The sequence below is a fragment of the Luteibacter rhizovicinus DSM 16549 genome, assembly GCF_001887595.1.
GTDB classification, from domain to species: Bacteria; Pseudomonadota; Gammaproteobacteria; order Xanthomonadales; family Rhodanobacteraceae; genus Luteibacter; species Luteibacter rhizovicinus.
The window spans coordinates 1,968,967-1,991,874 of the sequence record NZ_CP017480.1; the positions used below are offsets into that span (position 1 = coordinate 1,968,967).

Consider the following 22,908-nt stretch of genomic DNA (forward strand, 5'->3'; position numbering starts at 1 on the left):
CACGACGAGCTCCCTGTCGATGATGCTTTCCCGCCGTACCCTGTTCCTCGCCCTTGCCTCCGCCATGGCCCTCCAGGCCCATGCCGAGGACGTACCGCCGCCCGCCACCGCCGACCAGGCACAGCAACTCGAAGGCGTGTCGGTGATCGGCCAGGGCGAGACACGACAGGTGCAGCGCATCACGCCCGCCGACCAGGCGATCCTGCCGCCGGGTACCAGCCCGCAGAAGATCCTGAACCGGCTGCCTGGCGTCTCCGTACAGTCCAACGATGCCTTCGGCGCCAACGAAGAGTCGCAGACGATCACCTTGCGCGGTTTCAACACGACCCGCCTGGGCTACACGCTGGATGGCCTGCCGCTGGGCGATAACGCCTATGGCAACTACAACGGCCTGAACATCTCGCGCGCCCTGATCGCCGAGAACATGGCCACGGTGGAGCTGTCCGAAGGTATCGGTGCGCTCGGCACCGCATCGACCAGCAACCTCGGCGGCGCGATCCAGTATTTCTCGTCGGATCCGGCGAAGACCTTTGGCGGCAAGGTCGCGCAGACCTTCGGCAGCGACCATAACCGTCGCAGCTATGCGCGCATCGATACCGGCGATTACAAGGGCTTCTCGATGTACCTGTCCGGCGCGCACACCGACGCGGACATGTGGGCCAACCCCAACTCACCGACCAACACCAAGCAGTTCAACGGCAAGGCCGTCTACGAGTTCGGCGAAGGCAATCGCATCACCGGTTTCGCCGACACCTCGCGCACCAGCCAGGCGGATTATGCGTATCTCTCCAAGAGTGGCATGCAGCGGGGCCTCGGTTGGGACTGGAATCTCTATGCGCCCGACTGGAAGCGCGCGTTGGCGGCAGCGTATTGCGCGCCTGCCTACACCAAGGGTGGCGTGAGCGATCCGCGTTGCGGCTTCTCCGGTGGCGTCGACAATATCGACGATGCGTATTACCAGAGCCGCGCCCTGCGTAGCGACGATCTGTACTACCTGGCCGGCGACTTCACCGTGTCCGATGCCGGCACGTTGCATACGCAGGTTTACCACCATGAGGACGCTGGCCAGGGTCACTGGTGGTCGCCAGGCCAGAAATCGTATCCGGGTACCGCGCAGGAACTGCCGATCTCAATCCGCAGCACCAACTACACGATCAACCGTAACGGCGCGATCGCGTCGCTGGCGTGGGATCTCGGCGGCCATCATGTCGAAGGCGGCATCTGGTACGAAAAGAACGACCACCACGTCGAGCGTAACTTCTACTACATCGACGGCCCGGTGAGCGACGACCGCTATCTGTCCGACCCGAATCGTCGCCTGTTCGCCCAGGACTACGTGATCACGACCAAGCAGGCCTACCTGCAGGACAGCTTCAAGGCGTTCGACGATCGACTCAGTGTCGACGTTGGCGTGAAGAGCCCCCACACCACCATGACCGCGCGCGAACTGCCCGGTGTGGAGAGTCCGTACGCCAACGGTACGCTGAAGGCCGAGAAGTCCTTCCTGCCCCAGGCGGGCCTGGCCTATCAGCTGGCGCCCGGCCAGGAGCTGTTCCTGTCCTATGCCAAGAACATCGCTGCCTTCCAGGGCGGTGGTGCGGGTGGCCCACTCTCCGTATCGCAGGCCGCGTTCAACGGTACCAAGTCCAGCCTGAAGCCGGAGGAATCGCGCAGCATCGACGGTGGCTTCCGTAGTGTCGGTGCGTGGTACGAGGCGTCCGTCGCCCTCTACGACGTGAAGTTCGACAACCGCCTGCTTTCGCTCAATCCCTGCCCGAGCATCGAACAGGGCACGCGTCCCGAATGCAATACGGCCTTTGTCAACGTGGGCTCGGTCAGCAGCCGCGGTGCGGAGTTCACCTTTATCTGGAAACCCATCCGTGGCTTCCAGTGGTACAACTCGGCCTCGTTCAATCGCTCGAAGTACGACGACAACTACATTGCCAACGGACAGGTCGTGCCGGTGAAGGACAAGACCACGGTCGATACGCCCAAGCGGATGTTCGCCAGCGAAATCAGCTATACCTACGGTCCGTGGTCGGCCAGCCTGCAGGGCAAGTACACGGGCAAGCGCTATTACACGTATACGAACGACCAGAGCGTTGCCGGCGCCACGGCCTTCGACTTCGGCGCGAGCTACAACTTCGGTCCGATCGCCAGCCTCAAGGCACTCACCCTGGCTCTCAACATCACGAACCTCACCGATCACCGCTATGCGACCAACCTGACCGCTTTCGCGGCCACGGATCCGAACGGCCGTGCGCTTGCCTTCCATGCCAGCGCCCCGCGCCAGAGCTTCGTCACCCTGACGGCGGATTTCTGATGATGGCCAGAACAAGCGGCTCGCATGCACGCGCCTCGTTTGCCCTATCCTCGTGCGCTCTCGTCCTGGCGCTCGGAGTGTTTTCGATGTCCACGCATGCCGCACCGGCGAAGCCGCTTGCCGCGAAGGTCCTGGTCATAGGCCATCGCGGTGCCAGCGCGCTGCGCCCGGAGCACACGCTCGCCTCCTACGCCGTGGCGATCCAGGACGGTGCCGATTTCGTCGAGCCCGACCTGGTCTCGACGAAGGACGGGGTGCTGGTGATCCGCCATGAAAACGAGATCGGCGGCACGACCGACGTGGCGGCGCATCCGGAATTTGCCGGGCGGCGCACGACGAAGACGGTCGATGGCGTCCAGATCACCGGCTGGTTCACCGAGGACTTCACCCTCGCCGAGCTGAAAACCCTGCGGGCCCGCGAGCGCCTGGCTGATATCCGCAAGGCCAATACCGCGTTCGATGGCCAGTTCAGCGTACCGACCTTCGACGAGATGATCGAGTTCGTCGCTGCGGAGTCGTCGGCTCGCGGGCGGGTCATCGGCATCATTCCCGAGATCAAGCACGCCACGTATTTCCACGGCGTAGGCCTGCCGATGGAAGACAAGCTGCTGGCTACCCTCGCTGCGCACGCCTATACGCGGTCCGCACCGATCGAGATACAGTCCTTCGAGATCGGCAACCTGAAGTACCTGCGTGGCAAGCTCGGCAAAGCGCATCCGAATATCCGCCTGCTCCAGCTGATCGACGACCCTGCGGCGCACCCGGCCGACGACGCCGGGACGACCTACGGCGCGATGATGACGCCGAAGGGGCTCAAGGCGATCGCCGCCTATGCCGACGCCATCGGGCCCTCGACGCGCAGCATCATCCCGCTGGGCAAGGATGGCCGGCTTGCGCCAGTGGCTCCGCTGGTCCATGACGCGCATGCGGCGGGCCTCGAGGTCCACCCGTACACCTTCCGGCCGGAGAACCACTTCCTGGCTGCGGATTTCCGTAACGAGGCCGGCGATGCCGCGCGCAACGAGGCGGGTTCCGTGGCGGAGATCCGGGCGTACCTGGCCACCGGTATCGATGCTTTCTTCACCGACGATCCCGCCCTGGGCCGCAGGGCGCTCGACGGCAAATAGCTCCCAAAGACGACAGGCTCCGGCCACACCGCTATGATCCCGGCTCAGCCAGCTCCAGGGATCCCCCGATGTCGTTAGCCAAGTTCCTCCGCCACAAGTCCGTCGAGCAACTGCAGGCCGAGGTGGGCCAGCGCAAGGACTTCAGGCGGGTGCTCGGTCTGTGGCAGCTCACCGCCATCGGCATCGGCGGCATCATCGGCGTGGGCATCTTCGTGCTCGCCGGCCAGCAGGCGGCACTCAATGCCGGCCCTGCCGTCGCGCTCAGCTTCATCATCGCCGGCCTGGGCAGCGCCTGCGCCGCGCTCTGCTACGCCGAGTTCGCCGGCCTGATTCCGGTCACCGGCAGCGCGTACACCTACGGCTACGCCGTACTCGGCGAAGGCGCGGCGTGGATCATCGGCTGGGACCTGCTGCTCGAATATGCGCTGGTGGTCGCGGTCGTCGCCATCGGCTGGTCCGGTTACGTGCAGGTCTTACTGTCTTCCGCAGGCGTGCACCTGCCCGAGTGGGCGCAGAAGAGCATGAGCGCCGACACCATGGCGTACTACTGGCAGCAGGCCATCGGGTCGTTGGGCGTAACCGTCGCCCATCCCGTCGCCGCTCCGACGGATGGACATCGATTCAACATCATCGCCGCCGGCATCTCGCTGTTCGTCGCGATCCTGCTCTCCGTCAAGACAGAGTGGGGCGCTCGCCTCAATACGGTCATCGTCGGTATCAAGGTGATCGGCGTGGCGCTGGTGATCGGCGTCGGCGCGTTCTACATCAATACGGCCAACTGGCACCCGTTCATCCCCGAGCGCGTGTTCGATGCCAAGGGCATGGGCCACTTCGGCTGGCAGGGCGTGCTGACCGGGGCGAGCGTCGTGTTCTTCGCGGTGTTCGGTTATGACACGCTCACCACGGCTGCCGAGGAAGCGAAGAACCCGCAGCGCGATCTTCCGCGCGCGGTGCTGCTGTCGCTGGCGGTAGCCATGGTGCTCTATATCGCGGTATCCCTGGTGCTCACCGGCATCGTTCCCTACGGCACGCTCAACGGTGAGGCGTCGGTCTCCGACGCCTTCAACGCCATCGGTTTGCCGTGGCTGAGCAATGTCATCGCCGTCGCCGCCGTCATCGGCGTCATCAGTGTGCTGTTCGCCTTCATGCTGGGCGCGGCGCGCATCTGGTTTGCGTTGTCGCGCGACGGGCTCCTTCCCGCCTGGTTCGCCCGCGTGCATCCGCGCTTCGGAACGCCCGCACGCCCGACCATGATCCTTGGCATCTTCACGGCTGTGGTCGCTGGCCTGTTGCCGATCGGCGAGGTGGCCGAGCTGGTGAACATCGGGACGCTGAGCGCGTTCATCCTCATCTGTGCGTCCGTGCTCGTACTGCGCGTGCGCAAGCCGGACCTCGAACGGAAGTTCAAGACACCGGCCGTGTGGTTCGTCGCCCCGCTGGGCATCCTGTTCTCGCTGGCGCTGATCTGGGGCCTGCCGTGGATCACCTTCGAGCGCTTCGCCATCTGGATGGCGATCGGGTTGATCGTTTACTTCACCTACGGCGTGAAGCACAGCAAGCTCAACCGCACGAACTGATTCGGCGGGTGCGAGGGAGCGGTCGCCCAGCGCGACCGCCCCCTCGCGTTCAGAACCTCACTTCGACGCTGGCGCCCACCACATTGGTATTCACGTCCTCGTTCACCGAGTAGCCTCGTCCGCTCGCCGAATAGTGGGTCACGTTCAGGCCGAGGTCGATGTTCGACGTCACGGCATAGCCGACGCCGACTCCGGCATATGCGGTGTTCCGGACGAGCGTGTTCCGGTGAGACCTCGACGTGCCGCCAGCATCGATCCGATCGACCACACGCGTGCGTGCGTGGGCGATGCCAAGACGCCCCGTCAGTGACCAGGCCGGGCTCATGTTCCAGCGGACCGTCGGGCCGAAAAGGAAGCTGCGCGTGCCGAGTTCGCTACGGATGGTGACAGCCTGGCGACTCCCGTTGTCCTTGTACAGGACACCGTCGAACTGATCCTTCACCGTGCCGAGGTTCATGTAGCCGGCCTCGATACCGAATGCGAGCGGCTTCGAGAGCTGCCAGCGATAACCCGCAGTGACACCGAAGGCGCGAGCGGACTTGCCGTCGTGCTGTGCGCTGTCGATGTCGTAATTCGCCCTGGCGCCTTCGAAGCGTACGAAGGCGCCGCTCGAGCTGGCGGTGGCGGCGACTGAAACGAGGCTGAGCGAGAGTGCGACTGCTGTCGCGAACACGGTCCTTTTCATGACAAATCCCTATGTGGTTGGATGACGCACCGGCATCGATGCCGATGACCCCGTGGGGTACCGAAAGTCTACGTGCGATCGGTCGCGTGGGCGCCGTGCGGGCATGCCCACCCTCTTCGCCTAGAGGGTGGGTGGACGACGAGTAGTCCACCGTGCGGCGCGGTCTCCGGGCTGTACTCAACGCTAGCCCAGTCCTGGACGCACAAGTTGTAGCGTCAAACCCCTACTCGTCGTCGCGGCCATTGCCGAGACGAGTTCGCAGGGGCACCTACACGAAATCAGCGCAGTGCGCCCGTTCACTCGACGGCACGGAGTGGGATGTCGGGTGGGTCGGGGCGGACCGGCACGGTCCATTCGTTCGCCGCATACGCACGCATGCGCCGCTCGTTCGTCGCCGAATAGCGGTAGCAGTTTGCCCGCAATGAACTGGTGTCGGACGTGAGGTTCGTTTCACACGGCCACCCGGAGGACCAACTCACTTCGGCGACGTCGTGGTTGGCGTTGAGGGTATGCCCATACTCGTGGGCGATGATCGTGAAACGTCCCTTCAGCGAGGCGATGGCCTGGTCACCGCCAAGCCATGCGAGTCCCGAGATGCCAGGTGCTACTTCATCGTTCGTCACCAACATGAACTTGTATTCGAGTTCGCCGCGTATCTTGGGAAGACTTTCCCGCTTCGCGTAAGCATCGATGGCGTTTGTCCAGTCGACGAGTGACTCCCCGTGTCCATAAGGTAGGTCGGTCACCCCGGCGATCTGCTGGCTGTAGATCGCCCATAGCCGGTGGGTCGGCAGTACTCGCTTCATGTCGGCGAGCCACCAGGCCAGGTAGCTGGCGTGGATATGCTGCCGTGTCATGCCAAGCGTGTCGTCATGGAGGAAGAGCCAGAAGACGATGGTCGGTCGCTCCCGCAGATGGCGTGGCCTGGTTGCGACGCGCTCTGCTGCCGTGTAGCGCGGCATGATCATCGTTCGCGCTCGTATCTCGCCATGGGACAAGCCAGCCTCCACGCGATGACTTCCTTCGGTGCCCTTGCTGAAGCCGATGACTTCGATGGTGTCGGGATGTCGCACGCTGATATCCAGATGATTGCCGGTCCGCGTGGCGGCGGCCGGTTTACCCTGCCATGTTGCGACATACAGCGTGCCTTCCGCCTTGTCGCTCACTTCCCCGGGGAAGCGGATCGTGACATCGAGGGGTGATTCGATGAGGAGAAGCCCTTCGCCCAGGTCGGGATGGTCGCGCGCGTTCTCGGCCGGCACGGGAAGCACGATGGTTTGCGGCAGGCCGCGAGCCACGGCCTGGTCGAATAGCTCGATGGCGTTCGCCGGGCGTGCGTTTGATGCCGTCGAGACCAGCGGGATGAGGGCACCGAAGGCGAGCGAAAACAGAAAGGCATACGGGTAGGAGGAGGGTGATGAGGTTGTCATGAGCGTGACGATTCGATGAGAGTCCGGCGTGAATGACCGTCCTCCAGGAAGGAAGGGCCGCGGACGATATCGTGCCGGAGGGCTTCGAGGGCTGGCTTAAGTGCGCTCACGCTCGGCGCTTACAGTCATGATCGGAGCATCGGAAGGCGCGTGCTTTTCGGTCGGCCCATTGAATACCGTTCGCCGACGACCTACCTTCGAAGCTCACGGCCCGAAGGAAAGGCAACATGTCAGATCTCTCCACGTTCCCCATTACCTCGCGCTGGCCTGCCGCGCACCCCGACCGTATCCAGCTCTACTCGCTGCCGACACCCAATGGGGTCAAGACCTCGATCCTGCTCGAGGAGCTCGGGTTGCCGTACGAGGTTCACCTCGTCGACATCATGAAGAACGAGAACAAGACGCCCGAATTCGAGTCGCTCAACCCGAACGGCAAGATCCCGGCAATGATCGATCCGAATGGTCCCGGCGGTAAGCCGATCGGTCTTTTCGAATCCGGTGCGATCCTGCTCTACCTTGCGGAGAAGACCGGGAAGTTCATTCCGGCGGATGCGGCGAAGCGCTGGGAAACCATCCAGTGGGTGTTCTTCCAGATGGCCGCGATCGGTCCGATGTTCGGCCAGGTGGGTTTCTTCCACAAGTTTGCCGGCAAGGAGTTCGAGGACAAGCGTCCGCTGCAGCGCTATGTGGATGAGTCGAAGCGTCTTCTTGGTGTACTGGATCGTCGTCTCGACGGCCGCCAGTGGATCGTTGGCGACGAATACACCATCGCCGACATCGCCACGCTGGGCTGGGTCAACAATCTGGTGACGTTCTACGGTGCACGTGAGCTCGTTGGGTTCGATGACTTCCAGAATGTCATTGCCTGGCTCGAACGCGGCACCTCGCGACCTGGCGTGGAGCGAGGGCTGAAGATCCCGTCGCGTACCTGACCGAATCGGATGCACAAGAAAACGGCCGCGAAAGCGGCCGTTTTCGATCGTACAGATCAGGATGGATCAGAAGCGGACTTCTGCCGCCGCGCCCCAGACGCCAACATTCACCGTGCGCTTGTCATCGGTGATGCCCTGCGCCTTCAGCGAGTAGTTATCGTAGTTGACCGTCACGCCGAAGTTCTTCGTGAAGTCATAGCCGAAGCCGACGCCGGCGTAGATGCCGTTGTCATTCGAGGAGTCGTGGAACGATTCGCTCTGGACAAGCTCGCCGTTGAACTTCTGGTTGTACTTCGCATCGTAGGACGTGTGCGAATGCGCAAGGCCCAGACGAGCCGTGATCGTCCAATGGTGCGGAAGCTCCCACTTGCCGTTGGCGCCAACGAGAATGGCACGACCCTTGAGCTCGTCCTTTTCGTGGAAGGTGGCGACGGGAGCGTTTGCGCCGGTACCGAACGATTCCGTCTCGTCGTACTTGCTCGTGATCTTGCCCAGGTCCACATAACCGGCTTCAACGCCGAGGTAGAACGGACGATCCACCGCCCAGCGATAGCCGACCACCGCGCCGAAGGCGGTATCGGTCTTGTCGTGGAAATCGGAGTGGCTGATGTCGTAGTTGGTACGACCGCCATTGATACCGATGAAGGTACCTTCGCTGGAAGCCTGGGCACCGAACGAAGCAAACGAAAGTGCGGCAGCCGCGGCTGCCGTGAGGAGAAGCTTTTCCATGAGGATCCCTGTGTTCCTGATAGTGCGCACCGGCCCCTTCGCCGGGCGGCCCCTTTACTGGCCGCGCGATATTACGATCTTTTAACTTTCCACGCCAAGTACTTTTTGACTTGCTTCCGAGTCGCAAGTTATTGCGGTCTAAGGTAAATGACGTCGTCAAACCATCGCCTTACCGTTGCCTTGTGACAGGGTGCTGCGCTTCGTCCGTGACCTCTGGCATGGGGAACCCCGGCCCCCGGCGTTTAGCATCGAAGGCTTGCGCGAACCGCAGGGGCTCGCGCCGACCCGCTCGCATGGATGGCCGGGCGACCCACACGTTCCACGGGAGAACTCAGTGAAATCCACCCTTCTTGCCTCCGCGCTGCTGGCGGCACTCGCCGGCGTTGGCGCGACGGCTGTCCATGCGGATGATGTCCCCGCTCCGCAGGACATTGCTTATAACGGCACCCTCAAGCTCGCAGTCGATGCGACCGATCTCGATCACCGCGTCCTGCGCGTCCGCGAGACCATTCCTGCGCAGGCGGGTCCATTGACCCTGCTGTTCCCGCAGTGGATCCCGGGCCACCATTCGCCGACTGGCCCGATCGACCAGTTTGCTGGTCTCGTCGTGACCTCGGGCGGCAAACGCATCGAATGGAAGCGTGACGAATTCAACGTCTACGCCTTTCATGTGGACGTGCCGGCAGGCGCCTCCTCCGTCGATGTCGAATTCCAGACGCTGACCCCGCAGGACACCCGCCAGGGTCGCATCGTCATGACGCCGGACATCGTCAATGTCGAGTGGAACCAGGTATCGCTGTATCCGGCGGGCTACCGCGCCGACCGCGTCCAGGTCGACGCGAGCGTGACGCTCCCGGCTGGTTTCCAGTACGGCAGCGCGCTGGAAGAAGCGAGCAAGAGTGGCGACACGGTCAACTTCAAGACGATCAACTACGACGACCTCGTCGACTCGCCGATCTTCGCCGGCCGCTATTTCAAGCGCGTCGACCTCGATCCGAACGGCCGCTCGCCGGTACACCTGAACATCGTGGCCGACAACGCCAAGTCGCTCGAGATCAAGCCGGAAGCGCTGGAAATTCATCGCAAGCTCGTCCAGCAGATGGACAAGCTCTACGGTGCGCGTCACTACAATCACTACGACTTCCTGCTCGCGCTGACCGACAAGCTCGGCGGTATCGGCCTGGAACACCATCGCTCCTCGGAAAATAGCGCCGCCCCGGGCTACTTCACCGAGTGGGACAAGAACTGGCTCGGTCGCGATCTCCTCGCCCACGAGTACAACCATTCCTGGGACGGCAAGTACCGTCGTGGTGCCGATCTGGCCACGCCGAGCTTCAACGTGCCGATGGGCAACAGCCTGCTGTGGGTCTATGAAGGCCAGACGCAGTTCTGGGGCAACGTCGTCGCTGCGCGCTCGGGTCTCGTGACCCAGGACCAGGCGCGCGACCTGCTCGCCTTCGTCGCCGCGACGTACGACAAGGGTCGCCCCGGCCTGTCGTGGCGCACCATCGAAGACACCACCAACGATCCGACCATTGCCCAGCGTCGCCCGCTCTCGTATCGCAATTACCAGATGAGCGAAGACTATTACCAGGGCGGCCAGATGATCTGGCTCGATGTCGACACCCGGCTGCGCGAGCTGACCAAGAACAAGCGCAACCTGGACGATTTCGCCAAGGCGTTCTTCGGCATGAAGGACGGCGACTGGAAGGTCAATCCGTATACGTTCGAAGAAGTGGTCTCGACCCTCAATGGCATTGCGCCGTACGACTGGGCGACCTACCTGCGCGACCGCGTCGATGGGCATAAGGGCGACATCGAAGGCATCGAGCGTGGCGGCTGGAAGCTGGTCTACAACGACAAGCCTTCCGACGCGATCAAGGGCTTCGAAACGCGCCGCATGATGACCGACCTGACCTACTCGGCAGGCTTCGCCGTGTCGTCGAAGGGTGATATCTCCGACGTGCGCTGGGATGGTCCGGCGTTCAAGGCCGGCCTCTCGCCGGGCATGCACATCATCGCGGTGAACAGCAAGGAGTTCTCCGGCGACGTGCTGAAGGACGCCGTCACCGATGCGAAGACGAGCAAGGCGCCGATCCAGCTGCTGGTCAAGAACTTCGACCAGTACAAGACGATCAACGTCGACTACCACGACGGCCTGATGTATCCCCATCTGGAACGCGACAAGAGCAAGCCCGACTGGCTGGGCGAGCTGTACAAGGCAAAATAAGACGAAGGGCCCGCAAGGGCCCTTTCTCTTACTGTAGGAGCCGATTTATCGGCGATACCCCTGACTTTGTGGGAGCCGCTTCAGCGGCGATGCTTTCAGGCGCCTTCGCGAGCACCCATCGCCGATGAATCGGCTCCCACAGATGAATCGGCTCGCACAACAGCGGTACCGGGCACGCGCTTCGCCGCTTTCAATCCGAACAGCGGCCGGATGAACGCCACGCGGCGGATCACGAACTCGTGCAGCACGTAGCAGCCGGCAACGGTTCCGCTCACCACCAGCGCGGGTTCCAGCCACGGCCCCAGAGACATCGGCTTCAGCCAGAACACCAGCAGGATGATCAGGCTCTGGTGCAGCATGTACCAGGGATACACCGCCTCGGTGCAGTACGGTAGCCACCGGAAGGGACGATCGAGGAAGGCCTTGCCCCAGCCGAGAATCGTCAGCAGGGCGGTCCACAGGTACAGGCAATGCGACACCTCCGTCAGCCTGTCCCAGAACGCGTCCGGTACGCGGTGCACCCAGGAATCGGCGGTGACCAGGTGCCCGGCCAGCCGCAGGCCCATGTAGACCGCGATCGCCACGCCGGCCGTCACCAGGGTCGCCTTGCGTATCGCCACGACGCGAGTCCAGAACCCGGCCTCACGGGCAAGCAGGTAGCCGCCGAGGAAGATCGTCGCGTACTTGGCATGCTGGTACCAGTCACCGACGAAAGCATTCGTTGCCGGGAAAAACGGATCCAGCGTCAGGACATAAAACTCGAGAAGCGCGGCCGGTGCGACGATCATGACCCAGGTCGGCGCACGGCAGAAGGCGGCGACGCCGGTGCGCACCCGGGCCAACCCCAGCAGGGGCATCAAGGCGACGAGACACAGCGTGTATGTCCACAGGTAGGGCAGGTACCAGAGGTGGTTCCAGGTGATGCCGTACTGCCACCCGCCGAAGCTGTCCTTCGGCCAGGGGTGGACGTGCCAGTAACTGACCAGGAAGTTCCAGAACCCCGGGGTCAGGTGACCGTTGGCGACGCCTTCACAGTACGGCTGGATGGGCACCACCACGAACATGCCGAAGATCAGCGGCAGCATCAGTCGCCAGGTGCGCTCCCTCGCGAATCGCCAGAGGCGACCTTCGGGCGCGGCTAGGGCGATCGCTGCGCCGGAGATCAGGAACAACAGGGACATCCGCCAGCGGTTCACGAAGAGCATCGGCCACTGCAGCCACTCGGCCGTGTACGCGCTCTTGATGTGGAAGTCCCAGCCGACAACGTAGGCCATGCCCGTGTGATACAGGATCAGTAGTGCGAAGGCGAAGATGCGCAAGGCATCGATGTCGTGGCGGCGGGTCGTGCTCATGGCCGTGCATCCTGTCGTGAAGGCTGGCGACAGGATTGGCTTCGGGACGGGCCGGCACCATCGCGAAGGGCCGAAAACAAAGCTTTTAGGGACGAACTGTGGGACGGTGGGGATGGTTTTCCTAACGGACCACCGTGACGACGCTATGATTCCCCGCATGGAAGCGACCGCCCCGATACCCCCCGGTAAGGAACTGGACCAGGCCCATCGACGCCGTCGTTGGCTGATGATCGGTTTCTGGTTGCTGGTCTTCGTCACGGCGGCCATCGGCAACACGATGACCAGCCGGATGGACGCGATCCGCTACAACATCGCGGCGCCGACCTGGCAGATCGCCACCAACGAATTCAGCAGCATCACCATCGGCCTGTTCATCCTGCCCTTCCTGTTGTGGGCCTGCGACCGCTGGCCCTTGCACGCGGATACGTGGCGTCGGCGCTTGCCTTTGTACTTCCTGGGTAGCGTGGCGTACTCCGCCGTCCACGTGGTCGGCATGGATCTGATCCGGATCCTCGTCTATGGGAGCTTTGGGTCGAGATACGAGCCGGGCCCGTGGACCACGCAGGCGGTCTACGAGTACCTGAAGGATGTCCGGACATTCTTCCTGATCGTCGCCGTCGGCCACATGGTCGAATGGTTCGGGCGGCACATAAAGGGCGAAGCCAGCCTCCTCGACGTCCCCGACGAGGGGCCGCCGGTGGAGGCCGTCGACCGCCCGGAGCGCTTCCTCGTTCGCAAGCTGGGGCGGGATTTCCTCGTCGCCACGGCCGACATCGAGTGGGTCCAGTCGGCGGGCAACTACGTCAACCTGCGGGTACGCGGCCGGGACTATCCGCTGCGCAGCACGCTCGCGGCGCTGGAGACGCGGCTGGATCCGGCCGTGTTCGTCAGGGCGCACCGGAGCTATCTGGTCCAGCTGGCGCAGGTGACCGCCATCGAGCCGCTCGATGCAGGCGATGCCCGCCTCCACATGACGGACGGCACCGTCCTGCCGTGTAGCCGGCGCTACAGGGAAAGCCTTCGCGCCGCCGCGGCAGGCGCCGAACCCGCACTGGCCCGAGCCTGACGGCTCAGGCTAGGCCGCCCACGGTCATTCGGCTACAATCCCGGACCTGCAAGACGCGCTCGTAGCTCAGCCGGATAGAGTAGTGGCTTCCGAAGCCATTGGTCGGGGGTTCGAATCCCTCCGGGCGCACCATCTTCTCCCAAGGCGCCGCTCCCCCGTAGGAGCCGCTTCAGCGGCGAGCTCTTCCAGCCCGCCGCGCTCTGTCTCACCCCGCGAACCCGCCCCCCTCGAGAAACGCCCGCTCTTCCGGCGAGGTCTCGCGCCCCAGCTCGCCGTTCCGATGCGGGAACCGCCCGAAGCGCCGGATGATGTCGCGGTGCGTGGCCGCGTAAGGCTGAAACGCACCACCCAGCGCATCGAACAGCCTCACGGAAAGCTCCTGATCCGCCAGGTCTTCCGAGTGCTCGAAAGGCAGGTAGACGAAGGCGCGCATCTCGGGGTCGAGCTGCTGGTCGAAGCCTCGCTCTAGCACGTGTCGCGCAATCGAGCGCGCCAGTGGGTCGGTCGCATACATATGACCGCAACCGCGGAAGGCGTTGCGGGGGAACTGGTCGAGAAGGATCAGCAAGGCGAGGCAGCCCTCGGCTGTCTCGCGCCACGCATTCAGATCGCCGCGCGCGGCAGCAAGATGTGCACCCATGAAGTGCTCGCTGAACATGCGATCGAAGCCTGCGTCGCTCTTGAACCAGCGATCGAAGCCTGCGTCGCGCCAGAAATGCACGACGCGTTCGGGAGATTCGGGAAGGGGAAGGGAAGCGGTCATCGGCCATCCTGCGGCATGAGATCGCCCGATGATAATGGCGCTGTCCGGGATGGGCGCAATTTGCCAATCCTTTGCGTCGCGTGCGTGCTCTGCTGCCCCGATCGTTCAAGCTGTTTCGACGTCGTGGAGTACGTGCCATGAAACTGCGCTCATGCGTGTTCGCGCCGGTCGTCGTGCTGGCAGCGTGGCTTGGGTGGGCGGCCGCCTCAACGGCGGCGACCACGGCCACCCTTCCCGACCCGGCACGCGCCGGCTTCGCCGATCGGCTGTATCGGCTGGATTGCGGCCGCTCCCTCGCGAACGACGAATCGGTGTGGACACCGGGAGAAAACGTCGGCAAGCCGATCGAATTCTCCTCGACATGCTGGCTGATCAAGCACGGCGGCACGTGGCTGATCTGGGATACCGGCGTGCCGGAATCCGCCTTGAACGACCCGAAGGGCTGGTCGACCCTTCCCCAGTTGATCGTGTACCACCTCGATCAGTCGATCTCCGGCCAGCTTTCCGCGATCGGCCTGACACCGGACGATATCCACTACGTCGCGATCTCGCATACGCACGGCGACCATATCGGGAACGTCGCACTGTTCCCGAAGGCGACGGTCCTTATCCAGCGCGTCGAGTACGCATGGATCCGTTCGCCGGATGGACCGAACGCCAACGTGAATCAACTGAAGGCGCTGGCGCGCAAGCTCATGGGATCGCCGAAGCATCTCCAGCTTCTCGACGGCAACACGGACGTGTTCGGCGACGGCAGTGTCACGCTCTTCCCCACGCCGGGACACACGCCGGGAAGTCAATCGCTTCTCGTCCATCTGAAGCAATCCGGCTTCATCATCCTGTCGGGTGACGTCGCCCATTCCGCCGCGAATCTGCGCAACGATGTCGTGCCCAGCCTGAATACCGATAAGGCCGCGTCGGTCACCTCGATGGAGAACGTCAAGGTCATGATGGATCGATATCACGCGCAGCTATTCATCAATCACGACAAGGCGCAGACCGACACGCTGAAGATCCTGCCTGCCTTCTACGACTGACGGCGGCTCGTCACGTCACCAATGGTACGAGAAGCCCGCATAGATCTGTCGATCCGGCGTCACGCTGTTCACGCCCACATTGGCGCCAATATCCAGCTGGAAGTCGGGGCTTGCCAGGTAGGTGAACGCGATATCGGCGGACGCCTGCTTCACGTGGCCCGACGGATCGCGATTGTCCTGGCGCCAGTACTCCACGGCCACGGACAACGCGTTGGTCAGGGGGTGCGCGATATTCACGAGATTGGTCACGGCCAGATGTCGACCGTGCCCATCGGCATCGGCCAGCGCATCGAGCTCAGGTCCGATCGTCAGCGTGAAGCCGCCACCCACCGCGGCGCTCATCGGTGCCGCGACGCCGCCTTCCCAGTGATCATTGCCGATGCCGTGCGATGCGGTCGGTGCTTTCACGAAGGGAATGATCGAGGCGTTGAACACGTCGCCGCTGTAGAGGCTGGTTTTCAGGCGAACCGTCAGGTCGCCCGCGCCGCGCGTGGTGTGACGGTCGCCGTCGCTCTTCGTCGTGACGCGCACGGCCGGTGCCCAGTTCACTTCGATATCGGTTTGCGCGCCGATGCCGTACTTGATGTATGGATTCACGAAGTACAAGGTGTCGGAGCTACTCCCTGCGTGCGCGTCGTGCGTGTCGTTGTCCACGTCGGTCTCGAGCTGCCACGTACCCTCGGGCACGGTGCAGGCGCTATTGGCCTTGGTCGGACGGTCCGTGCATATGGGAGGGGCATCGTCGGCGCGGGCAACGAAGGCCGGGAGAACACCTAGCAGGACGACGGGTAGGAGCATGGTACGGAGGATCATGGTCAAGCCTTAGGATCAGGAATGACCAGCCATGGTGGGCATCGTCGTCTAAGGGTGGCGCTGTATTGCCCGTCCTGGTATCAAGATCCTATCAAGATGCCTCAGTCCAGGCCTGCCAGCCGGTAGCCGACCTGGAGTTCGGTCACGAGGTGACGCGGCCTGGCCGGTTCGTCCTCGAGCTTTTGCCGGAGATTGGCCATGTAGACACGCACGTAGTGCGGTCGCGTGGCGTAACCCGGACCCCATACGTCATGCAGCAGTTGCCGATGGGTCAGCACCTTGCCTTGCCCGCGGACCAGTGCGGTCAGCAGGCGGAATTCGATCGGTGTCAGGTGGACGGCTTCGCCGCGACGCGACACTTCGTGTGTTGCGAGGTTCACTTCGATATCTCCGAAGCGAATGCGCGCGCTGGCCTGGCCGCGATCGCCGGCCAGGCTCGCCCGGCGCAGCTGCGCACGCACACGCGCCACCAGCTCGGGAACACCGAAGGGCTTGGAAAGATAATCGTCCGCGCCCGCCTCCAGCGCGGCGACTTTCTCCGCTTCGCTGTCACGCGCGGAAAGCACGATGATCGGCGCCGACGACCACCCGCGCACGTCGCGGATCACGGCTTTGCCGTCGTCGTCGGGGAGGCCGAGATCGAGAACGATCAGATCGGGTTGACGGCTCGCGGCTTCGATCCGGGCACGCAAGGCATCACCGGCTTCGAACACGGTCATGTCTTCGCGCTCGAGGGCCAGCTTCAGGAACCGGCGAATATCCGATTCGTCTTCGACGACCAGGATGCGCGGTTTGTTCATTCGGGGTCTTCCAGGTCGATCGTCGGCGGCTCGCCGGCGACCAGGGTAATTTCAAAGCGTGCGCCATGCGGGGTGACCCTCGACGCGGCGATGCTGCCACCGTGTGCCTCGACGATACGCCGTGACAGCGACAGGCCGAGCCCGACACCGGGAATGGACGATTCGCGTGCGCCACGGGAAAACGCGTCGAAGAGGGAATCCGCGTTGACGCCCGGTGGAAAACCCGGGCCATCGTCCTCGACGGTCAAATGGATTCGCGTGCCGACGCGGTCGGCGCGGATGCGAAGGGTCGCGTCATCGGGGGTGTACTTGGTGGCGTTGTCGAACAGATTCGCCAGCACCCGCTCGAACAGGGCGGCGTCCAACGACACCAGCGGAAAATCTCGCGACATGTCGACCAAGACGCGGCGACCGCCGAGATCGATCGATGCCAGCGCGGCACCGACGACCTCATCCAGTGCCTGCCATTGCAGGTCGAGGCGCACACCTTCGCCCTGCATGCGCGCCGCATCCAGCAGGTTCACCACCTGGCGCTGCATGCGGTCGGCCTGGTTCGCGATGGCGCGCGCGACGTCGTTGTCTCCGAGCATGCCTGCCATGCCACGGATGGCCGTCAAGGGTGTTCGTAGATCGTGGGACACGGCGGCAAGCAGCGTACTGCGTAGCCGCTCGCCTTCCATGCGCAGCTGGGTTTCGTGGGCCACGTCGACGAAGTGCACGCGCTCGATGGCCAGGGCGATAAGCGACTGGAAGGCGCGTAGCAACGTGACCTGCCCGGCATCCAGGGGCGTCCTTGTCGTGCGTTCCAGAAGCAGCACGCCGCGCGTACGCATCGCGGTGGGAAGCGGAAGATAGGTGGCGTTGAACGCGAGGAGTGTGTCCGTATCCTGTCCTGCCGGAAGGCCTTGCTCGAGCACCCACTGGGCGATGCCGGCGTCACCGGGGCCTTGTGGTGACATACGGTCATGGTCGTCGGGAAGCAGGAGGGTTGCGCTGCCATCTAACAACGGGCCGATGCGTGTGGCGCATACCCGGGCGATGTCGTCATTGCGGACGGCCACCGACAGGTCGGTCGCCACGGTGGCCAATGCGCTCGCACGTTTCTCGCCGGCGGCCGCGGTGACGGCTTCGTCGCGCAACCGTGCTGCCAGCTGTCCGGTGACGAGGGCCACCGCGAGCATCAGGACGAACGTAAAGATGTACTGCGTGTCCGACACGTGGAACGACCAGACCGGCGGCACGAAGAAGAAGTCGAAACTGCCGACGGCGACAAAGGCGGCCAGGGCGCCGGCGGCGCGGCCCCAGCGCAGCGCTACGAGGACGACAGTGAGCAGGAACACCATCACCACGTTCGACAGGTCGAACACGCGCAGAAGGAGTGCCGCGATCCCGGTGGTGGTGGCGCAGGCAGCCACCGCATAAGCCAGCACGCGGTAGCGGAACGGGCGCGGTGTCACCTCGAGGCTGTACGGAATCATGGTCAGCCATGATAGCGGCGCTCTCGTGGGTGCGGCTATCGGTACGGGGTCTCCGCGGCGTCGATTACCGCGACGCCGTCAGGTCGCTTGACAGCCTGCCGGCCCCCTTGCGATCTTCCGTCGCACAGCGCCGACGGACCATTCGCCGGCCCACCAGGGGGCAGCATGGAAGACAAGGGAACACCTGACGATTTCGCGCGCGCGATGGCAGACAGGCTCAAGAAGCCTGAGTACGCCACGGGTACGTATGAACCGCCGAAGCGTAAGGGCGGGAAGTCCGCCGTCATGGCGAAGATCGAGAGTCGCGCGGACGCACTGGCGATCGTCAGGGAAACATCGATCCTGTTTCTCTGCCTCGCGGGCCTGCAAGCGTTCCTCGCGATGTTTATCGGCCGCGCGTTGATCGTCGATGCGGTGATCTACGTGGTGCTCGCCGGTCTGCTCTGGCGCTTCAATAGTCGGGCCGCCGCGAGCATTCTGGTGCTCTTTGCCGCCTTGGTCGCGGCTGTGACGGTGGCCCACCTGATGGGTGTCAAGATGCCTGGTGGAACCAATGTCTTCCTCGCGGGCATAGCGCTTTGGTCGGCGATCCGCGCGGTGGAAGCCACCTACAAGCTGCGCGGACAATTCGCTTCCGCGGATGCTGCGGCATCCACGTAACGATCGATCACCCGGGCGCTTGCGCGCTCGGGGCTGCCATCAACATCGCCGCTTCATCGGCGATGATTTGCGCCGCTTCCTGCACGTACGGATCCTTCGACGGCTTGGTCGGCTCGGGACGCTTGTCCAGCGCCACGCTGCGCTCTTCCGGATCCAGGCCGTCGTCACCCTGAAGCGCGGTGTCGTCGTCGGTGGGAAGGCCATCCGCCAGGTTCAGTGCCTTGCGGCGCGCGCGGAAGTCCGCGGAGACTTTCAGGTCGGCCTCGCGGGTCGCTTTGCGCTCATCGAGATTCAGCGAGACGGTCGCGCGCGCCGCCGTCGCCTGGAAGGCGGCGAGCTCGTCGATGGTGAGCTGCCAGCGTGCGGTGTGCTGTACGCGTGCCAGGTGCGCGCTATCGAGTTTGGGAAAGAGCGGCGCGAGCGTCTTGTTCTGCGTGTGGGGAACGGCCGCTATCGACGACGCTGGTAGCGCGTTCTTGTAGGTCGACTCGCCGAAGTCCTTTTCGTCTTCCGTCGCCGGGAACGCGATATCCGGCGTCACGCCCAGCAATTGCGTGCTGTCGCCGTTGATGCGATAGAACTGGGCGATCGTCATCTTGAGCTCGCCGAGTTTGCCGTCGTGCGCTTCTTCCACGGCCTCGTCGAGGTCGAGCAGGTTCTGCACCGTGCCCTTGCCGAACGTGCGCTGGCCGAGGATGACGCCACGGCCGCGGTCCTGGATCGCCGCGGCGAAGATTTCCGAGGCCGACGCCGAGCCATGATTCACGAGAACGCCCAGCGCACCCGACCAGGCCGGCGCGGCGTTGGTGGCACCTTGCACCTCGACCTTGCCGTCCGCGCTGCGCACCTGCACGACCGGGCCGGCACCCGTGAACAGTCCGACCATGTCCGAGGCTTCAGTCAAGGATCCGCCGCCGTTATCACGCAAGTCGATGACCACGCCGTCGACCTTCTGCTTCTTCAGCTCGCCGAGCATGCGCGAGACATCGCGCGTCACGCTGCGGTAGTTCGCATCACCCGCGCGCCTTGCGTCGAAGTCTTCATAGAACGATGGCACGGTGATGATGCCCAGCTTGTGCGCATGGCCCGGTTCGCCGACCTGGAGCACGGTCTGCTTCGCGGCTTCGTCCTCGATGCTGATGTGGCGGCGGGTGAGGGTGATGGTGTGCGGGGCGACATCGCCCTTGCTCTCATCGGGAAGCAGCTCGACGCGCACGGACGTGCCGCTCTTGCCCTTGATGAGCGCAACGACATCGTCCGAGCGCCAGCCGATGACATCGGTCAGCGGCCCTGCGCTGCCCTGGCCGACGCCGGTGATGCGGTCACCCACATGGATCTTCCCGGACTTGGCGGCCGGGCTGCCCGGGATCAACTCGGTGACCTGCGTGTATTCGTCGTGCTCGCGCAGATAGGCGCCGATGCCTTCCAGCGACAGGGACATTTCCGTGTTGAACACGGTCGCGGCCTTCGCCGCGAAGTAGTCGGTGTGCGGATCGGTCGACTCGGCGTACGCCGTCATGAACAACTGGAAGGCGTCGTCGGTGCTGGTCTTCTCGATGCGCGAGACAAGGTTCGCGTAACGATGGGCAAGCGTCTTGCGAATCGCGTCGTCGCCTTGTCCGGCCAGCTTCAGGCGCAGCCAGTCTTCCTTGGCGCGTTCACGCCAGAGCTCATGGAGTTCGTCGGTCGACGCAGGCCACGGCGCGGCCTTCCGTTCGGTGGCGATGGACTCATGGGCCGTGAAGTCGAAGCCATCCTTCAGCAGCGATTGCGCGTAGCGTGCTTCGTCGACCACACGGTTGAGGTAGAGATTCACCGGCTCGAAGGCGGGCGTCAGGTCACCCTCGTCGATGGCGTTGCCGAGCGTGGGCCGAAGCGGCGCGAAATGTGCGATGTCGGCCTGGGTGAAGTAGCCGCGCTCCGGGTCGAGCGTTTCGACCAGCTTGTCGAAGACGACGGCGGAGAACGTCGCATCCAGCGGCCGGGGCCGGTAGTGGAAGCGGCTCAGGAACAGGGTGGCAACCTTGCCGGCAACCGCTTGCTGGTCGCTGGCGACGAGCGCGATCGGTCCCTGGGTATCGGCGTGCGCCGCTGCGCCCGTGCTGGTCGGTGCCGCCTGGGGTGCGCCGGTGGCTGTGGCGAGGGCTAAGGTTGCACAGAGCGCCAGGGCGGCGAAGACGGTGGTGCGGGGCGAGGTCATTGGGGGGAATTCGGTCGGGATGCGATGGGGTCATTCTGGCATGGGCAAACCGGATGGAGGGGGCAAATGGCAGCGAGTTCTTGCGTTTCCGTGAGGTGGTGAGGGGTGCTGGGGATCGCCGATGAATCGGCTCCTACAAGGCGCGGGTGGGGTGGGTGGCCTGGGATTGGCCGCGCAGTGCGCCGGCGCGTCCCGGAGACTCGGCCAGTGCGGTCTTGAAGGCGGTCGCGGCGAGGTCGGGCTGGTTTTGCGCCAACAACAGATCGCCGAGTTGCTCTCGCGCGGGAAGGATCGGGCCGGGGGTCACCGGGCGTTTCTCCAGCGCATCCTCCTTGTCCGCCGCCGAGGTGAGTAGCGCCACGGCGTTCGCGCGGTCACCCGCGGCCTGCGCCGACCATGCCTTGACTTCATCCGCCAGCACGGCGGTCTGTACCGACCAGTAGGTGTCGCCGCTATCGCTCAGCTGTTTCGCGATCTGCTCGAGGCGTGTCGCCTCCCGGCCTGCGTCGTTGGCGTGGCCGGTACGGGCCAGGCCCATGCCTCTGGCCCACACGGCGATGGCGACAACCGAGGGTGGTGCACCCGCGGGGTCCTTGATGGTGCTTGCCTCCACCCAGTGACCCTGTTCGACCGCGACGCGGATCGGCATGGCGGTGGCCGCATAAGCGACGCCGAAATCGGTCATGTCGAGCGATGGCATGGCGCGCATGTCGTTCACGACGCCCGCCGCGTCTTTGGCGCGACCGGTCTGCATGTACGCATAGACCAGGTAATCCATCGCATGCAGCTGGCCCATGACGTCGCCGTGTTCACGCGCGGACGTCTCGGAGGCGAGATTGGATCGAATGGAGTCGTCCCACAGTCCCAGCCGCGTGAAGATGTGCGAGGGCATGTGCAGGGCATGCGGTGCGGACGGCGCGATGCCCGCGTACTTCCGGGCGGCGGGAAGGCCGCGTTGCGCCAGCTCGGCACTGTCGCAGGCGTGGATCAGGTAGTGGGCGATGCCCGGATGGTCGGGATTCACGCGAAACAGCGGCTCGAGAATATCGATGGCCTGCTTCTGCTTCGCGTGGGTCTTGTCGGAAGGAGCGGCATTGGACAACAGTGCCAGGGCGTAAAACACCTGCGCCTCGACATCCTTCGGATTGTCGTGGGCGAGCACCGCCATGGCCTGTTCGTAAGCCAGCGTGCGCTGCGCAGGTTTCAGGCCGGGATCGACCTTGTAGAGCTGACCGAGCGCTCCGATGAACTGCTTCTCGCGGGGGCTCGTGGCGCCCAGGCGGGTCGCCTCGAGCATGGCCTTCTGGCCGGCCGCGAACGTGTCGGGTGGAAGCGACGGTGCCCAGACCGGATGGAAATAGGTCATCGCCTCACCCCAGCGCGCCATGGCGCAGGTCGGGTCGGCGGCGGCGATATCGCGAAACGCCTTGGCGGCGGGCCCATAGGCGAAGGAGTGCAGCAGGGCGACCGCACGGTCGAAAGGCTGCTGCACCTTGGGATCGCAGGAGATGGGAAACGTGACTCTCCCGAGTTTCTCGGGCATCCCGTGGTCGTGCATCTCCTGGCCATGTGCCGCTGCGGCGATCAGCAGCGACACCCACACGAACCACGACCGACGAAACATACGCATCTCCGTTCGTTACCGGGAGCCACGGGCGCCGTGGCTCGCGATAATTTACGCCGGTCGGGCGCTGGCGCACATAGCC

At 64.2% G+C, this 22,908-nt stretch carries 18 protein-coding genes and 1 tRNA gene; 9 read left to right on the forward strand and 10 right to left on the reverse strand.

Annotation, left to right across the window (positions count from 1 at the left end):
• The first annotated feature begins 22 nt into the window (after positions 1-22).
• From BJI69_RS08865 to BJI69_RS08875, 3 genes are all read left to right on the forward strand, one after another.
• The gene (locus tag BJI69_RS08865; protein WP_046968350.1) at positions 23-2,323 is read left to right on the forward strand and encodes a TonB-dependent receptor; all 2,301 of its coding nucleotides are present in this window, start codon (positions 23-25) and stop codon (positions 2,321-2,323) included.
• 86 nt (positions 2,324-2,409) lie between these two features.
• Positions 2,410-3,450 carry a glycerophosphodiester phosphodiesterase gene (locus BJI69_RS08870; protein ID WP_046968302.1) on the forward strand — a complete coding sequence of 347 codons (1,041 nt, stop codon included), beginning with the start codon at positions 2,410-2,412 and terminating at the stop codon, positions 3,448-3,450.
• A gap of 68 nt (positions 3,451-3,518) precedes the next feature.
• Positions 3,519-5,027, forward strand: a complete 1,509-nt coding sequence (locus BJI69_RS08875) for an amino acid permease (protein WP_046968303.1) — start codon at positions 3,519-3,521, stop codon at positions 5,025-5,027.
• 49 nt (positions 5,028-5,076) lie between these two features.
• Here the strand turns inward: BJI69_RS08875 and BJI69_RS08880 are convergent, their stop codons facing one another.
• Positions 5,077-5,712, reverse strand: coding sequence for a porin family protein (locus tag BJI69_RS08880; RefSeq protein ID WP_046968304.1), 636 nt, complete (start codon positions 5,710-5,712; stop codon positions 5,077-5,079).
• Between the two features lie 296 nt (positions 5,713-6,008).
• Positions 6,009-7,142 (reverse strand): zinc metalloprotease, encoded by a 1,134-nt coding sequence (locus BJI69_RS08885; protein WP_052767250.1) that lies wholly within the window; start codon positions 7,140-7,142, stop codon positions 6,009-6,011.
• 227 nt (positions 7,143-7,369) lie between these two features.
• Between BJI69_RS08885 and BJI69_RS08890 the strand changes: the two genes are divergently transcribed.
• On the forward strand, positions 7,370-8,074 hold the full coding sequence (locus tag BJI69_RS08890; RefSeq protein ID WP_046968305.1) for a glutathione S-transferase N-terminal domain-containing protein: 705 nt from the start codon (positions 7,370-7,372) through the stop codon (positions 8,072-8,074).
• Positions 8,075-8,140: 66 nt separating this feature from the next.
• Here the strand turns inward: BJI69_RS08890 and BJI69_RS08895 are convergent, their stop codons facing one another.
• Positions 8,141-8,803, reverse strand: coding sequence for an outer membrane protein (locus BJI69_RS08895; protein ID WP_046968306.1), 663 nt, complete (start codon positions 8,801-8,803; stop codon positions 8,141-8,143).
• 334 nt (positions 8,804-9,137) lie between these two features.
• Here BJI69_RS08895 and BJI69_RS08900 point away from each other — a divergent pair, with 334 nt between their 5' ends.
• Entirely contained in the window at positions 9,138-11,033 is a 1,896-nt protein-coding gene (locus BJI69_RS08900) for a M61 family metallopeptidase (RefSeq protein ID WP_046968307.1), read from the forward strand.
• Positions 11,034-11,128: 95 nt separating this feature from the next.
• Here the strand turns inward: BJI69_RS08900 and BJI69_RS08905 are convergent, their stop codons facing one another.
• Complete coding sequence (locus BJI69_RS08905) at positions 11,129-12,385, reverse strand: acyltransferase family protein (RefSeq protein ID WP_046968308.1); 1,257 nt, start codon at positions 12,383-12,385, stop codon at positions 11,129-11,131.
• 157 nt (positions 12,386-12,542) lie between these two features.
• Here BJI69_RS08905 and BJI69_RS08910 point away from each other — a divergent pair, with 157 nt between their 5' ends.
• Positions 12,543-13,451, forward strand: a complete 909-nt coding sequence (locus BJI69_RS08910) for a LytTR family DNA-binding domain-containing protein (RefSeq protein WP_046968309.1) — start codon at positions 12,543-12,545, stop codon at positions 13,449-13,451.
• Positions 13,452-13,506: 55 nt separating this feature from the next.
• A tRNA-Arg gene (locus tag BJI69_RS08915) sits at positions 13,507-13,583 on the forward strand.
• Between the two features lie 73 nt (positions 13,584-13,656).
• On the opposite strand, the gene BJI69_RS08920 is transcribed toward BJI69_RS08915, so the two are convergent.
• Positions 13,657-14,214 carry a DUF924 family protein gene (locus tag BJI69_RS08920; protein WP_046968310.1) on the reverse strand — a complete coding sequence of 186 codons (558 nt, stop codon included), beginning with the start codon at positions 14,212-14,214 and terminating at the stop codon, positions 13,657-13,659.
• Between the two features lie 137 nt (positions 14,215-14,351).
• Between BJI69_RS08920 and BJI69_RS08925 the strand changes: the two genes are divergently transcribed.
• Complete coding sequence (locus BJI69_RS08925) at positions 14,352-15,251, forward strand: N-acyl homoserine lactonase family protein (RefSeq protein ID WP_046968311.1); 900 nt, start codon at positions 14,352-14,354, stop codon at positions 15,249-15,251.
• Between the two features lie 15 nt (positions 15,252-15,266).
• Here the strand turns inward: BJI69_RS08925 and BJI69_RS08930 are convergent, their stop codons facing one another.
• The 3 genes from BJI69_RS08930 to BJI69_RS08940 form a co-directional block, all read right to left on the reverse strand.
• Positions 15,267-16,064 (reverse strand): transporter, encoded by a 798-nt coding sequence (locus tag BJI69_RS08930; protein WP_046968312.1) that lies wholly within the window; start codon positions 16,062-16,064, stop codon positions 15,267-15,269.
• Between the two features lie 101 nt (positions 16,065-16,165).
• A complete protein-coding gene (locus BJI69_RS08935; RefSeq protein WP_046968313.1) occupies positions 16,166-16,864 on the reverse strand; it encodes a response regulator in 699 nt (232 codons plus the stop codon).
• Positions 16,861-18,342, reverse strand: coding sequence for a DUF4118 domain-containing protein (locus BJI69_RS08940; protein ID WP_052767251.1), 1,482 nt, complete (start codon positions 18,340-18,342; stop codon positions 16,861-16,863). Before BJI69_RS08940 ends, BJI69_RS08935 begins: the two co-directional genes overlap by 4 nt.
• Positions 18,343-18,507: 165 nt before the next feature.
• Between BJI69_RS08940 and BJI69_RS08945 the strand changes: the two genes are divergently transcribed.
• On the forward strand, positions 18,508-19,002 hold the full coding sequence (locus BJI69_RS08945) for a hypothetical protein (RefSeq protein WP_046968314.1): 495 nt from the start codon (positions 18,508-18,510) through the stop codon (positions 19,000-19,002).
• A gap of 7 nt (positions 19,003-19,009) precedes the next feature.
• On the opposite strand, the gene BJI69_RS08950 is transcribed toward BJI69_RS08945, so the two are convergent.
• Positions 19,010-21,202 carry a carboxy terminal-processing peptidase gene (locus tag BJI69_RS08950; RefSeq protein WP_046968315.1) on the reverse strand — a complete coding sequence of 731 codons (2,193 nt, stop codon included), beginning with the start codon at positions 21,200-21,202 and terminating at the stop codon, positions 19,010-19,012.
• 133 nt (positions 21,203-21,335) lie between these two features.
• Entirely contained in the window at positions 21,336-22,826 is a 1,491-nt protein-coding gene (locus BJI69_RS08955; protein WP_125903019.1) for a tetratricopeptide repeat protein, read from the reverse strand.
• Between the last annotated feature and the right edge of the window lie 82 nt (positions 22,827-22,908).